The organism is Muricoccus nepalensis (assembly GCF_006438825.1).
GTDB lineage: Bacteria > Pseudomonadota > Alphaproteobacteria > Acetobacterales > Acetobacteraceae > Roseomonas > Roseomonas nepalensis.
Map to the genome: position 1 here is coordinate 1 of NZ_RCZP01000043.1, position 12,614 is coordinate 12,614.

Here is a 12,614-nt window from a genome sequence, read left to right on the forward strand (position 1 = left end):
CTCGTCAGTCAGCTCCTGCGACGGCCATCCGGGAACCCCAGGCGCCCGACTTGCAAGGAGCTGAGCTACTCAGCCGCCTTGGCTCCATTTTGCCAGCATTACCGCCAGCAGCAGTCAGCCCTGTATCTGATGCACTGAAGCAGCCGCAACTGCATCGCACTGGAGCACAGGCAGGGGAGGGAAGAGGGCCAGAGACTCCTGCTGCAGCTACCAAGTCTCTGGAACCCGTCTGTCCGTTTGTATTACGACTGAGTCCCACTGCTATGCAGGCCCTCGAAACGCGAGCTGCCGCTGACGGACGCACTATCACTAGCCTGATCGCTGAGGCCCTTCAGAGTGCTGGGTACGCCGTCGAAGGTTATGATTTGCGGGACCGTAGGAAGCGCCGAAACTACCAAGCAATGGCAGCAAGCCTCGGTGGCTGACGCGTATCATGTGCGAGGAGGAATTGCTTCCAACGCAAACTCCACAGCTTGACGTCAACAGATAGCTTAGATATCTGATACCTTAGTTAGCTTTGCTGAGAGCTAGAGTACTCCTGTACATGGCGCAGTGTTGCTGTCCTGCCGAAGGCAGTGATCCAGAATAGTGCTCTCAACTAACAAAGCTGATGCGGAGTGAATCAGACGGCCTTGCACTCGCATCGGGCCACGGCATGTCCTTTCCGTGCTGAACAGGATCGACGGGAGAAATCGAAGTGACCGGATCAGGTGTGCAGCCGGCTCGGAAGCGTACGCTGTGGGATTCGATGTCGGAGCAGCTGGATCAGATGTACCAACAGGGGAAGCTCGGCGAGCGAGGTCGGAACGGTGAATTCTACTCTGCCGTCTACCTGGACTCCCAGACGCTTGGTGCGCTGGATGCGATCGGAGGAGGGTCGAGCCGGAGTGAAACGGCCCGTGAGGTTGTCACCCGCTACACTGCTATGGCCACGGCGCTTCTGCCGGACCTCACGCCTGAAGAGTGGCTAGTCGTGCTGCACGCAACGGCGGGGCCGGTCAGAAGCTACGCCGGGCCGCGGGCAGCACTGCTTGGCTATTTCTACGACGAAGACGAGGAGCCCGGCCCGATTGTCCTGGCACTGGTGCGCAAGCTGTCGCGTCTCGGCGACGCTGAGGCAGCTGCAGTATTGCATTTCAATGACCGTTACTGGGCTGGCGATAAAGCGGCACGAGCCATAGTCCACCCGGTACCAACCGGGCTTCCTGAGGTCGTGGGCACCCTAGTAACCAACTGCGGGTACGACGCACTCATAATCACGGACATGGGCGGCTCGCGGCTACACACGATCAACAGCCCTGAGGCGTTCCGTGCCGCCCTTATGGTCGGAACCGAGCAGGACCTTGGTCGCTGGGACGGCAGGCTGATGAATGAGGCCTTCGATCCTCAACACGCCGGCAACGTTCTGGCCGTTAACGACGGAACCAAGCTAACCGTCGTCGATGAGGAGAAGCTGGCTGCTCGCCAAGCATTCTGGCGAGACTGGTGACAGCGTACATTGGGGGCGGCAGGAATCGAACCTGCGATGAGAGTGTTATGAGCACCCGGCCTTACCGCTTGGCGACACCCCCGTAGTCGTGCGGGTCAGCTTCTCCTGACCCGCAGCGTGTATCGATCCTTCACTATGCGGCCCTGCTTCCTTCACCGTCGACGTTCGGTGTCCGGGCCGACAGGGAAGGGGAAATTTCGAATTGGCGAGCCTGGTGCTCGAGTACCGCTTCGATGCGCCCAATCCCATCGCAGATCTGAGTGAGGAGGTCGTGGCAGGCGGCGTTCCTCGCCGCCGGCGAGGCATCAGCTCGTGTGCCGGGCCGCGGCAGCAGACCGGCAATCCCCTCCACAAGCGAACCCATCGCGAGCACCAGTTCGGAGACCGACTGACTTTGCTGAGCCTGCTCAGCGAGCAAGCGGTCGAGCTTGGCATGCACAGATATCATTGCGGCCTCACTGATGTTGAGCACCCTGAGAGGGCGGTGGAACCGCTACACGATAGCTACACTGCCACTTCATGTCGCGAGAAAACTTACACACATCGGTTATGTTTTCCTGCTACAATGAGTCTGTGCCAGGATCATCCCTGGATTCTGGGAGACGACGGTGGCCACACCGAAAGATGAGGAGCTGATCGAGCGAATAGCCAGGGCATCAGCCCAAGGGAAAGGCAGATCGCCGCTCTATCGATGGATGCGGGAGCACTACGATCGCCTGGTGCCGCTGCTGGATAGACCCGACTGGGAGGCCGTCGCCGCCGAGTTTCAGGCTGCCGGCATTACACACGGGGGATCTGGTGCGACGTTGAGCGCTACAACGACACGGCAAACATGGTGGAAAGTTAAGCGGGACCTGCGCAAGCTGGATGCGAGTGACAATGAAGGAGGAGGATCGTGATGGCGCGGCTGTGGACGATGTTGAGGTGGCTGGATGTCAGCTTCTTGCCGGTGGCAGCGCTGCTCTGGACCCTGATCGCTATGGCTGAGGCAGTTGGCCTAGCCGCGGTCGGGAGCGCCGTTCTGCCGCCTGCAGCTTCTCTGCCCTTGGCCCTTGCGGCCTTCGCTCTGACTGCAAGCGACGCACAAGGGCGCCTGGCGCGCCACAGCTGAGGAGACTGATCGTGGATCCAGTTACGCTTGGGCAGCACGCAGGCCCAATGATCATCACAGTCGGCCTGGCCATGCTCGCTGTAACGTTCGCCTGTGGCCTACGAGCAGCCGGTGCTGTGGCCACCCTGGTACTAGGGGGAGCCCTCGTCCGCGAAGCGCGGACCAACGCTCTGCGTGTCCTGGGCCAGTGCGTCCTCGCTTGGAGCATCTTTGCGGCGCTCGGCGTTGTGGCGATTTACGCTAGCGCCTAGGTCGTCTGCCCGCTGCCTGAGAAAACTGGCCCATAACTCTACGGGCGAAACTAAAAGTTACGGGTGCCCGGAGCACAATAGCTGCGGTTCCTCGTCGTCGGGCGAGAACCTCCGACGAGGAGGGGCGGCATGTTCAACAATATCCCTGGACTGCCGGCCTATGATCCGGCCAATCCTGAGCCGTTTTTGCTCTTCATCCGGGGACTGTTCAACTTCCCCTTGATCGGGCAGCTGGCCCTCTACCTGAATGCCGCCGCGCTCATGGCTTTCTCTCTCCTTGCCGTATACGCAACGGTAAGCGGTGTGATCTCCAGCGCGTCAAAAGGGCAGGTCCTTGGCGAGCAGGGGAGGGTGGCTTGGGTTCCAGTGCGCCTCCTGTTTGCGGCCGTGCTCCTCGTTCCCACTGGCAACGGGTGGTCGGTCGGCCAGGTGGCCGTGATCCAGGTCGCGGAGGAGGGAGTGCAGCTGGCTTCCCGTATTTGGGCAAAGCTCCAAATGCAGGTTCCTCGGCAGGTCGCCGCCAGTGCAGTCGGGCGGCTTTCAGATGACCAGGCGCGCCAGGTCGTGTGGGATGACCTCGAAAACGCAATCTGCCGGTACGAGTACGTCAAAATGACGCGGCGGTCGCTGCAGCTACAGACCACCGATCGCCGCTCCGCTTACTACTACCAGGAGCCCGGCGGCTGGTTTGCGTCCGGCACTACACGGTATCCGTGCGGCGAAGTGAATTTCCCCGTCGCTGATGCCACAACCGCACCGGGCCTACAGGTGCTCATAAATGCCCAGCGAGACACCTATTTTCGGTCTGTGGCAGGCCAGATCGACGCGATCGCCAAGGCGAGGGTCACGGGCGGAGATCCTGACAATCTGTTTAGCGCTGGTCCGCTCGACTACGCTGCCGTGGAGCAGGTCGTCCAAACTTACGCCGCAGCTTTGCGAGACCTAGTCCGGCTGGTGCCCGACAGCTCGCCCGTAACGACATCATGGACCCTGGCTGGGTCGCGCTGGAATGAGATGGCCCGATCCGCTGCGGCAATCCGCAATGGAGCCCTCTCCCTGCCGACGCATCGGCTCGTATCGTGGGACAAGCTAGCTGCGGAAACAGAGGCGCGCACGGCGGTGCGGGCGCCACTAATTTCGCGAGTTGAGGGACATCGCAAAGCTCTCGCGGATGGGCGTGCGATGGGTGCCGGAGCAACCGGCCAGGCCTCCACGATCATCATGTCCAGCCCGAGCTCGGCTGCGTCCGCTCCTGCTCAGCAGACAGAAACCGCAGAAGGCCTTCTGGACAAGGTGTTGGGCTGGGCCGCAGATCAGGTGAAAGCGGTGACCGACGTGTACCTGTCAATTCGGGCAAGCCTCCCTGACATGGCGCTGTCTGTCGTGGGTGCTGGTACGCCTGGCGCCAGCCCAGTTCAGGTCCTCGTTAACACCGGCCACACAATGCTGTTCGTTGGCCTGACAGGCGTAGCCCTCGCCGACGGCAGCGAGCACGGGCTGCTCTCATCCATTCCGGGCGTGGGCAATGCAATCGGCGCAATCTCCGGCGTCCTGAAACCCCTGATGTGGGCGATGACCACCACCGGGTTTACACTGGCGTACATTCTGCCGCTGACTCCATTCTCGGTCTGGATTACCTCTGTCGTCAGCTACCTGGTGCTAGTCTGGACAACGATTCTGGCCGTCCCTGTCGTCGCTCTCTCGCATGTAAAGCTCGAAGGGGATGGATGGATTCCAAGCGCTGCGGCCGCGGGATGGGTAGCAGTCCTGCGGATCGGCCTAACGCCAGTTATGATGCTGGTCTCCCTAATCGTGGGGTACACGGTCGTGGAGTTCTCTGCAGCGATTTTGCTTCAGGGCTTCATCCCGGTTTTCACGGATGTCAGTGCCGGGCAGCGGTTCGTTTTCATCGGCTGGATCATCGCCGGCATCGTGCTTACGTTTCTGCTGCTAAGCATTTTCTGGATGTGCTTCAGCCTGATCTCCTCGCTTAGTGAGAGCGTGCTGATGCTGGCCCTGGGCTCAGCAGGTAACATTAGGCCTGAGGGTCACGGGCAGAACACGCATTTGAGGCTGCCTAACTTGCCCGCCGTTGGCAGGCCTCTCACCAGGCCCGCTGGTAACTTCCCCAAGCGGCCCTCAATCTCCCCAGGTATTTCGCCTTCCGGCGGTGCTCCTGGCGCTTCTCAGCAGCGGCGGTAGGCCATGGCCCAGACTTCCTCTCTCACCATACCAGACCGCCTGCTGCCCTGGCGGGTGGCCCGGCGCCGGGTGCGTCAGCTCAGAGACGATGTTGCCGTTCTCGGTAGCGCTGTGCGCTCCATTGGCTCGCCCGGAACCTCTGGTGCTCCGATCATCGAGTCCGAAGAGTCGTTCGAGGCGGCCGTGGAGCGCCTCGGCTGGACGGACGCTGCTCTGGCCACCCGGGCTCGTACCCTCTGTCAGGCAGCGACGCTGATGCTCGGCGTATCGGTCGCGTTGGGCGTCTACACCGCTTGGCTGGCGCTCTCCGCAGTCGACGGCATTGGACTGCTGTCTGCAGCCGGCGCGGCCGTCCTGACCGTCTTGCTGGCTTGCAGAGGCCTGAAAGCGGGCTGGCAGCACCGCCAGCTGCGCGAGCGTCGTTGGATCCGGTTTCAGGACTACTTGAAGGAGTGGCGCGACATCGTCCCGTCGGGTTAGGGCGAGCTCGAGCCTTCCAGCCAAGCACCGCGGAGGTGCGCCCACTTGGCGCGCCACGTTTGGAGTAGGGGGTGCAGATCCTCGCGCCCGTGCTCGTGCACCGTCACTTCCAGGTCCTCGAGCGCAGAGAATGGATCCTGCTCTGGGTCGACGGACAGCTGCAGATGCAGGTCCCATTCCTCGGCTGTCATTTGTGTCCCCCTACCAGATCCTCGGGTGGCTAATTGCCGCGAGGAGCAAAGCACGCAAGTGGTCTCGGCAGTCGAGCACTTTGTGTTTCTGGTGATATTGACGCTTTCGGTGTTTCTGGTGCTTTTTATTTAACCGCGTAAAAATCTGAAGTTCAGCACCGAACGGCGTTGACGATATAGGGCCAACGGCCTTATATAACTATTACCAGCAAGGGCATCTTGCCCGGCCGGAGAGATAACAACCATGACCGACAAGACCCCGACGATGACGCTGGAAGAGGCTGCGGCCTTCATCGCGGCCGATGCCGACGCCTATTATGCGGACGGCCCCACAAACGGGGCGGAGGCGTGCGACGACGCGAAAGAGTTCGCGGAGTACTGGCTGGACGGTGTTGCCGGAGAGCTGGTGGAGAAGCTGGCGCGCGAACACGAGCTGGACGAAGACGAGTTGTCCGACGCGACCAAGGCCGCTTTGCGGGACGTTTACGACAGCGACCGCCACGGCCCGCGGATGACGCTGGAAGAGGCTGCGGCCTTCATTGTGGCCGAAGTGGATGCTGAGTATGCCGACGGCCCCCCGGACGACGCGGAGGATTGCGCCGACGCGGAGGAGTTTGCGGACCACTGGCTGGAAGGTTCTGCCGGAGAGCTGGTGGAGGAACTCGCCTGCAAGAACGACCTGGACGAAGACGAGCTGTCCGCCGCGACCAAGGCCGCTCTGCTCGAAATCTACGACCGTGACCGCCACGGCCTGCCGATGACGCTGGAGGAGGCTGCAGCGGTCATCGCCGCGCAGGTGGACGCCGGTTATGAGGACGGCCCAACGGAGGACGCAGAGGCTTGCGACGACGCGGAGGAGTTTGCGGACTACCACCTGGAGGGGTCTGCCGGGCAACTCGTGGAGAAGTTGGCACGCGAAAACGGGCTGAACGAAGACGAATTGTCCGACGCGACCGAGGTCGCTCTGCGAGACATTTACGACACCGACCGCCACGGCCCCCGCTGATTCCACGAAAACGCCGGAATATGACGACGCTGCATCGTGGGTGGATCTCACGCTGCAGCGGCACTTCCCTGCTAGCCGGCGGCGTTTGCGGAAAACCTCTTGATGGATTAGGGCCAATGGCCCTATATGATGCCTACCGACAAGGGCAATCACGCCCGGCCAGGAAGATACCGATCATGGTCGAACTCAAATTCCCCGATGTCACCGCCCCGGATGCGGTTTGCCTCCAGCGCGCCTCGTATTCTGAAGTATTGGCGCAGGCGTTCGCGGATGAAGCCAGGATTGCCGAACTCAACCGCCGCAGCTGTTACGCGGAGGATGAGGGCGATCCTGAGCAAGTGAATAAGGCCGCGTCCCAGCGCGATTGCATGGAGCTCGATGCACGGCGCGCCCACGCCAGCCAGGTCGCGCATGCCAAGCTGGCGGCGGCCTACCGCAATCTTGTGGCGGCGAGAGAGGGCGGCGACGCAGACCTGATCCGGACAGCCGAGGAGCGGGTGAAGGAGGCTCAGCAGGCCGTCGATCTCTCGAACGGCGCAACATGACACCCCAGGAGCTCAAGGCTGCGCGGAATGCCGTCGGCCTGAGTGCCGAAGGATTCGCGCGCTTGGTCCGCGTAGAGAGTGGCCGGACTGTCCGAAGGTGGGAGTCCGGGGAGCGTGAAATCCCCGGCCCCGTCGTCGTGCTCGTCGAGGCGCTGATGGCGAGCCGTGCGGTGCGGCAGTTTTTCGGCCTCGTCGTAGAGGGCGATCTCACACTGGCCGCCCCAGTCCATTCAGAAAAGAAAGGGATCTGACCATGCGCGTCACTTACGAAGTACCCTCCTACAACACCCGCCGGTACGGCCGCCCGTGGCTCGCCAAGGTCATGGCATGGCCTATCGGCGGTCATCTCCCACCTCGCGGCTGCCACCGCTCCCACCTTCGATAGCCATGCATTTTAGCCTGTGAAGATTGGAGGCGGACGACCTAGAGGGAAGGAGTGGATGGTGACACTGCAGGCGCCGAACGACGAGCCGAGGCCAGCAATCATGGCCTACGCTGAACGAAAGAGCGGAGGAGCAGTGCCACCAACCTCATCATCGCAGCGAATACTGAACAACTCCCGACTAGGTGCGTCAGCCTACACCTCAGCTCCTGTCGCCGCATTCCCACGCAATGTCGCGGGCCCGCTCCCGATCTTCCTCTTCTCTGACTCTCTGCACGGTGAGGCGGCACAATATGGGGAGTGGTCCTGGGGATCAACGTAGGTTCTAGACAATGAGCCGCATAACCCCGACATTTCGCGGGCGGGCTCTGCCATCTCGGCCTGGAAAACCGAGGACATGGCGGACAACCCGCACGAGGCGTGCCTTGATGTCGCGAGGGCGTGCGGAGGGCGGGCGGTGCCCGTAATCCGGTTAGTTTGGCCGCCGCCGGGTCGTTAGCGAATAGAGGTTCCACACGCTACTCAGGGGTGACGAAGGCCAAGAAGCCTCTGGGGCCGATAAGTCCTGCTAACGGCGGCAAATCCGTTCGTGGGGGCCAACACCGCAAACCCTCACCGGTGCGCGGCGCGTCGCGGCCGTGGAGACGACCCCAATGCGGGTAAATCTACGGGTTACGCTCAAGATCGACGTGGCGGCCGTGATCCTTGCGATCGCAGGTCTCATCAAGATCCTGACTTAACGGAGGCGGGGGCTGCTTCGGCAGCCCCCGTTTTTCTGGCGAAGCTAACCTCAGACGCCTGCCAGAACCGACATGGCCCTCTCTTCCATGTTCCCGAATCGTTCACGTCGGGCGTAGGCTGTCCCGCTTCTCCCAATGAAGCGTCAGTGAGGATTCGCGCGTGAGTTACGACCACCTGTACAAGCCCGCCCCCAGGGCCCCAGTTCGCGACCATCTCGACTGGTGGCTCATGATCCAGTGCGGGTGCGGATACCGAGTGGACTACCCTATCCGACTGCTCGCGAAGGAACGTGGACCGGACACCGATCTGAGCCGCATTGATGCACGGTTGCGCTGTGGCCGGTGCCGGCAGCGCCCTGCCTCTGTTTCTCTAGTAAACAGGCCTGACCGCGTGACTGGGGGATTCGGCGGAGGCCGGGGCGCGACAATCAAGCCCTTGCCGACATAGCTCGTCCGGTCAGCACATGAGGCCACAAACAAATGTCTGACACGTCTGCCACTCACAAACTACGTACGCTGAAGGCTGTCACCTCTGAAGGTGGCGGTCTCTACGAGTATCGTGGAGCCCAGCTCAGATCGAATGAAAAGCAGACCGTCTGGGGCTTTAGCCTCGAGGGATTTCCCCATGGACCTCAAGCGCATTGGGGCGGTATCGGAAATGTCGGGGAGATTATCCGTATCGTCGATAGCTGGCTTGACCACGGCAAGCTCCCGCCGCCCTACGTCCACAAACCCTCTTCAGACAACACGAGGTAGGATGCACCAGATCTCAACGTTTAACACGTCGACGGCATTCCCCTTGAGCGGGTGGTGAGTGGGGTGGGGGGAAGAAGGCGTGGACGAAGACGAAAGGCACGAGCAGTGGGTCGATAAACTGGTGGCCCTGCACCAGCACTGGACCACTGCTGAGGCGATCGGCGACCATCTGCGACGCTCGATGCTCCACAAGATCCGACATGGCCCCAGGGAGCTGACGCCCGAGGAATACTGGGCGGACACGACCTACCAGCGCTCTGTCATGCTCGCGGTCTGCGTCCATCACTCGCTGCTCTACGTGGTCATCGAGGGCTGGCGCGAGCTCGGCTGCGTGGATACCCGCGTGGACGAACTGTTGGCTCGGGAGGACATGACCTCCGCATTGAGGCTCTTCCGCAATAGCGTCTTTCACTTCCAGCCCGAGGTACACAGCCCGAAACAGGAGGCTTTTATGAAATCGGGCGGGTCGTACGAGTGGGTCCGCGCGCTGCGGGCTGCGCTGCGAGACTACTTCGATGCTCGCCTCAAGGTCACGATCGCCCCTAGACCGGGGACCGAGCCGCCGACGCGGCATTAGAGCACTTCAGTACGGCCCCGGGTCGCGACGCGCTCCAAGTCTCGGATCTGCCGACTCAGATTCTCAATGGTTACGGGCTCTCCAAGCCAGAGCTCATCGCGTGGCGTTGGGTGTCCTCCGTGAGCAAGGTGATGGTACAGCCGCCGCAGAGATGCCAAGCGCGCCAGAAGCGGATTGCCCAAGGATTCGGTAGGCGGCACTCGTACGTTCCTCTCCTGCTCAGGCTTTCGTCGTTTTGGTTCGCCTTGCAGAGGCAGCTAAACGCATTGCGCCAGTGGTGCCACCTGACCGCCTAATCCCAGTGACTTTCTCTTCTCCAGCCTTCTTTATGGCGCTGCGCTGCCCTAACGAGCGCTTCTTCACAACAGTCGCGGCCGATTTAGCAGGGGCTACGCTGCGTGATTTCGGCTCAGTTGTCGCATAGGGCACCGTTAGTAGGTCAAATGGTACGCGAAGCAATGCTGCCAGTGCGCGGAGCTGGTCCACATCCCGGATGCGGCGGCGAGCATTGAGCAGGTCTGCAACACGGGACGCTCCGCCGACGATCTCACCAATCTGTACGCGGGTAATGCCGTGCCGCTCCATTGCATACGCGATGGTCTCCGGTGGGCTCAGTGGCTCAATGGAGTAATGCTCTCGCTCAAACTCAGCCGCGATCCTAGCGAGCAGTCGAAGGCGCACACCGTTCGGAGAATCCCGGTTTGGCTCGTGGTCCATAAGAGCATCGATTTCAGCGAGGACTGCGTCATGCTCCAGATCGTTGGTGATGACGGGGATCACACGAAGAGCAGTGCGGTACTCGCTCACGGCTGTCGCGGTCATTTTCCCTGCCTCCTCTGCTTCTCGTTCCAAGCGTCGTACTCTGTGTGATCGAGGACTTCCTCGATTCGAACAATTTGGTTCTGGTATTCGATGCGAGCAACTATCCGGAACTTGTTACCGCCGATATCGAAGATCGCTCGACCTCTTGGCTGAAAATCTGTTTGCGGAAACGTGTTCTTGACCTCGATAGTTGTCTTCCACTCAGAGTGTTCAGCAATCCCAAACCAATCTCGAAGCGGCTTCTCAGCCTTCTCGTTGCCTTTTCGCTTCCAGTACTTCTCGAGCAGCTTGAACGAGAGGACTTCCACAACACTCGATTCCCAGATTGGGAATCTGAATATTCCCAATCTGGGAAGCAGTCAAGGGGATTCAAGCCCAAGCTCCCTAGGAGGGAAATTTTTATCGTGCCTAAGCATGACTGAGAGGGCGATTGCCATCCTAGGGCTGGCGCCCACCCGCCATCAACTGCTGTCAGCCGGCGGTCTGTCCCAATCTTTCAAACGTTCCTTTCAGATTGTGAATTTTGGCTTAACGGGGTATGGCGGCGGCATGAATGCGGCTGCATCCCCTCACTTCGTCGGCTACTACCGTGTCTCCACCGACAAGCAGGGACGCTCTGGCCTTGGCTTGGACGCTCAGCGCGAAGCCGTCGCCCAACACGCATCAAGGCACGGCGGCATCGTCGTCGCGACGTTCGAGGAGGTGGAGAGCGGCCGTCGAGGCGACCGCCCCCAATTGCGGCTGGCGCTCGCCGAGTGTCGACTTCGCCGATGCGTGTTGCTGATTGCCAAGCTTGACCGCCTCGCGCGCGACGCACACTTCCTCCTCGGGCTGGAGAAGGCTGGCGTCGAGTTCCTGGCCGCCGACATGCCCCACGCCAACCGTCTCACCATTGGCGTCATGGCGCTCGTTGCCGAGGAAGAGGCCCGCGCCACTTCGGCACGGACCAAGGCTGCCCTCGCCGCCGCCAAGGCACGCGGCGTGAAACTCGGTAACCCTCATTTACAGCCGGGAAGCAGCGCAACCGCGGCTGACGCTCGCAGCGCCTGGTCGGCCATTGCTAACCAACGCGCAGTCGAGGTGCGTCCCTATCTCGATGCAGCTCGCCGAGCCGGCGCCTCCACCCTACGGGACTTGGCTGGTGCACTCACTGCCCGCGGCGTGCCGCTTCCGAGCGGTCGTGTGGCTCCCTGGCATGCCGAGACTGTGCGCCGCGTCCTTGCCCGAATAGCAGCGTGACGTTCGCGCCTTATCTGGCACCTATCGAACTACGCAAGCACATCGAGGAAGGTCGAAATCATGCCGGGGCTCCAGCCACCACCTAGTACAGGCGCCATCCGCACTTGGCTCGCACAAGACAACAAACCGACGCGGGGTAGGGGAGGGCGAGGCCGTTTGGGCGACATCGCGCGCTTCTTGCGGCGCGAGGCTGTCGACGTGGACCACGGCCGCCGGGAGGAGGGGCTGACGTGGGACGATATTGCCCTGGCAGCATCCAGGGTGGGCGTCGCCCGGGAAGACGGTAGTCCGTACCCGGGAGCCTCCTTCAGCAAGCTGTGGCTGAGGCTGATTGAGCGTAAGCAGATCGTCTTAGCGGCAGCTGCTGCCGGCGACCTAGCCCCTCAACTGCCACAGCCGCAAGAGGCCGCCACTAGCATCCCAATTGGTGAAGTGGTGGAGCCTGCAGTGCAGGTAAGCGCACCTGCGCGCCGCTCTCGACGGTCAAATTCGTCGGAGAAGGTAATCTTTGGCATGAACGTGAGGAAAGCGCGGGAAGGGCGCGGGCTCACGCAAATAGAGTTGGCACGCCTAACCGGCATCGCTCAGTCGGATCTAAGTGCGGTCGAGCGAGGTGTCGCCAACAGCACCATCGATACAATGGCGCGGATCGCAGCGGCCGTTAGAGAACCTCTGCATCGCCTCCTGACTGAGTGATCCGCACTTCGGCAAGGCGCCCGCCGCTTCCTCAGCTCTCGCCAACAGGGACGCCTGCCTAAGCCAGTGACGTGATCGAGCCAAAAAGGGGCACCGGGCAGCGCCTAAGGGCCGCCCTGCAGGCGCG

Annotated in this window: 13 protein-coding genes and 1 tRNA gene; 10 read left to right on the top strand and 4 right to left on the bottom strand. The window is 61.7% G+C overall.

What is annotated here, in order from left to right; translation table 11 throughout:
• The first annotated feature begins 748 nt into the window (after positions 1-748).
• Positions 749-1,489 (top strand): hypothetical protein, encoded by a 741-nt coding sequence (locus tag EAH89_RS25595; RefSeq protein WP_140886538.1) that lies wholly within the window; start codon positions 749-751, stop codon positions 1,487-1,489.
• 10 nt (positions 1,490-1,499) lie between these two features.
• On the opposite strand, the gene EAH89_RS25600 is transcribed toward EAH89_RS25595, so the two are convergent.
• Both EAH89_RS25600 and EAH89_RS25605 read right to left on the bottom strand, forming a co-directional pair.
• Positions 1,500-1,571 (bottom strand) — tRNA-Ile (locus tag EAH89_RS25600).
• Between the two features lie 51 nt (positions 1,572-1,622).
• Positions 1,623-1,928: a hypothetical protein gene (locus EAH89_RS25605; RefSeq protein ID WP_140886539.1), complete on the bottom strand. Its 306-nt coding sequence runs from the start codon at positions 1,926-1,928 to the stop codon at positions 1,623-1,625.
• A 169-nt stretch (positions 1,929-2,097) separates the two neighbouring features.
• Here EAH89_RS25605 and EAH89_RS25610 point away from each other — a divergent pair, with 169 nt between their 5' ends.
• The 7 genes from EAH89_RS25610 to EAH89_RS25640 all read left to right on the top strand — a co-directional run bounded on the left by EAH89_RS25610 (position 2,098) and on the right by EAH89_RS25640 (position 9,730).
• A complete protein-coding gene (locus EAH89_RS25610; protein ID WP_140886540.1) occupies positions 2,098-2,388 on the top strand; it encodes a hypothetical protein in 291 nt (96 codons plus the stop codon).
• A 592-nt stretch (positions 2,389-2,980) separates the two neighbouring features.
• Entirely contained in the window at positions 2,981-5,053 is a 2,073-nt protein-coding gene (locus EAH89_RS25615; RefSeq protein WP_140886541.1) for a DotA/TraY family protein, read from the top strand.
• A 3-nt stretch (positions 5,054-5,056) separates the two neighbouring features.
• Positions 5,057-5,533: a hypothetical protein gene (locus EAH89_RS25620; protein WP_140886542.1), complete on the top strand. Its 477-nt coding sequence runs from the start codon at positions 5,057-5,059 to the stop codon at positions 5,531-5,533.
• Between the two features lie 435 nt (positions 5,534-5,968).
• Complete coding sequence (locus EAH89_RS25625) at positions 5,969-6,730, top strand: hypothetical protein (RefSeq protein WP_140886543.1); 762 nt, start codon at positions 5,969-5,971, stop codon at positions 6,728-6,730.
• A 176-nt stretch (positions 6,731-6,906) separates the two neighbouring features.
• A complete protein-coding gene (locus tag EAH89_RS25630) occupies positions 6,907-7,275 on the top strand; it encodes a hypothetical protein (protein WP_140886544.1) in 369 nt (122 codons plus the stop codon).
• On the top strand, positions 7,272-7,526 hold the full coding sequence (locus EAH89_RS25635) for a helix-turn-helix domain-containing protein (RefSeq protein WP_140886545.1): 255 nt from the start codon (positions 7,272-7,274) through the stop codon (positions 7,524-7,526). Before EAH89_RS25630 ends, EAH89_RS25635 begins: the two co-directional genes overlap by 4 nt.
• Positions 7,527-9,232: 1,706 nt before the next feature.
• Entirely contained in the window at positions 9,233-9,730 is a 498-nt protein-coding gene (locus tag EAH89_RS25640; protein WP_140886546.1) for a hypothetical protein, read from the top strand.
• A 219-nt stretch (positions 9,731-9,949) separates the two neighbouring features.
• Here EAH89_RS25640 and EAH89_RS25645 read toward each other — a convergent pair whose 3' ends face one another.
• Both EAH89_RS25645 and EAH89_RS25650 read right to left on the bottom strand, forming a co-directional pair.
• A complete protein-coding gene (locus EAH89_RS25645) occupies positions 9,950-10,552 on the bottom strand; it encodes a helix-turn-helix domain-containing protein (protein ID WP_140886547.1) in 603 nt (200 codons plus the stop codon).
• Positions 10,549-10,860, bottom strand: coding sequence for a type II toxin-antitoxin system HigB family toxin (locus EAH89_RS25650; protein ID WP_161993755.1), 312 nt, complete (start codon positions 10,858-10,860; stop codon positions 10,549-10,551). The genes EAH89_RS25645 and EAH89_RS25650 overlap by 4 nt, the downstream gene beginning before the upstream one ends.
• 106 nt (positions 10,861-10,966) lie before the next feature.
• Here EAH89_RS25650 and EAH89_RS25655 point away from each other — a divergent pair, with 106 nt between their 5' ends.
• Together EAH89_RS25655 and EAH89_RS25660 are read left to right on the top strand one after the other, a co-directional pair.
• Positions 10,967-11,791, top strand: coding sequence for a recombinase family protein (locus EAH89_RS25655; protein ID WP_241667211.1), 825 nt, complete (start codon positions 10,967-10,969; stop codon positions 11,789-11,791).
• Positions 11,792-11,947: 156 nt separating this feature from the next.
• On the top strand, positions 11,948-12,487 hold the full coding sequence (locus EAH89_RS25660; RefSeq protein ID WP_206667681.1) for a helix-turn-helix domain-containing protein: 540 nt from the start codon (positions 11,948-11,950) through the stop codon (positions 12,485-12,487).
• The last annotated feature ends 127 nt before the right edge of the window (positions 12,488-12,614 follow it).

Excerpts from the sequence above, each read along its gene's own strand:
- EAH89_RS25595 (WP_140886538.1), top strand. The coding sequence starts at position 749 with ATGTCGGAGCAGCTGGATCAGATGTACCAACAGGGGAAGCTCGGCGAG.
- EAH89_RS25615 (WP_140886541.1), top strand. The coding sequence starts at position 2,981 with ATGTTCAACAATATCCCTGGACTGCCGGCCTATGATCCGGCCAATCCT.
- EAH89_RS25620 (WP_140886542.1), top strand. The coding sequence starts at position 5,057 with ATGGCCCAGACTTCCTCTCTCACCATACCAGACCGCCTGCTGCCCTGG.
- EAH89_RS25625 (WP_140886543.1), top strand. The coding sequence starts at position 5,969 with ATGACCGACAAGACCCCGACGATGACGCTGGAAGAGGCTGCGGCCTTC.
- EAH89_RS25630 (WP_140886544.1), top strand. The coding sequence starts at position 6,907 with ATGGTCGAACTCAAATTCCCCGATGTCACCGCCCCGGATGCGGTTTGC.
- EAH89_RS25635 (WP_140886545.1), top strand. The coding sequence starts at position 7,272 with ATGACACCCCAGGAGCTCAAGGCTGCGCGGAATGCCGTCGGCCTGAGT.
- EAH89_RS25645 (WP_140886547.1), bottom strand. The coding sequence starts at position 10,552 with ATGACCGCGACAGCCGTGAGCGAGTACCGCACTGCTCTTCGTGTGATC.
- EAH89_RS25655 (WP_241667211.1), top strand. The coding sequence starts at position 10,967 with ATGACTGAGAGGGCGATTGCCATCCTAGGGCTGGCGCCCACCCGCCAT.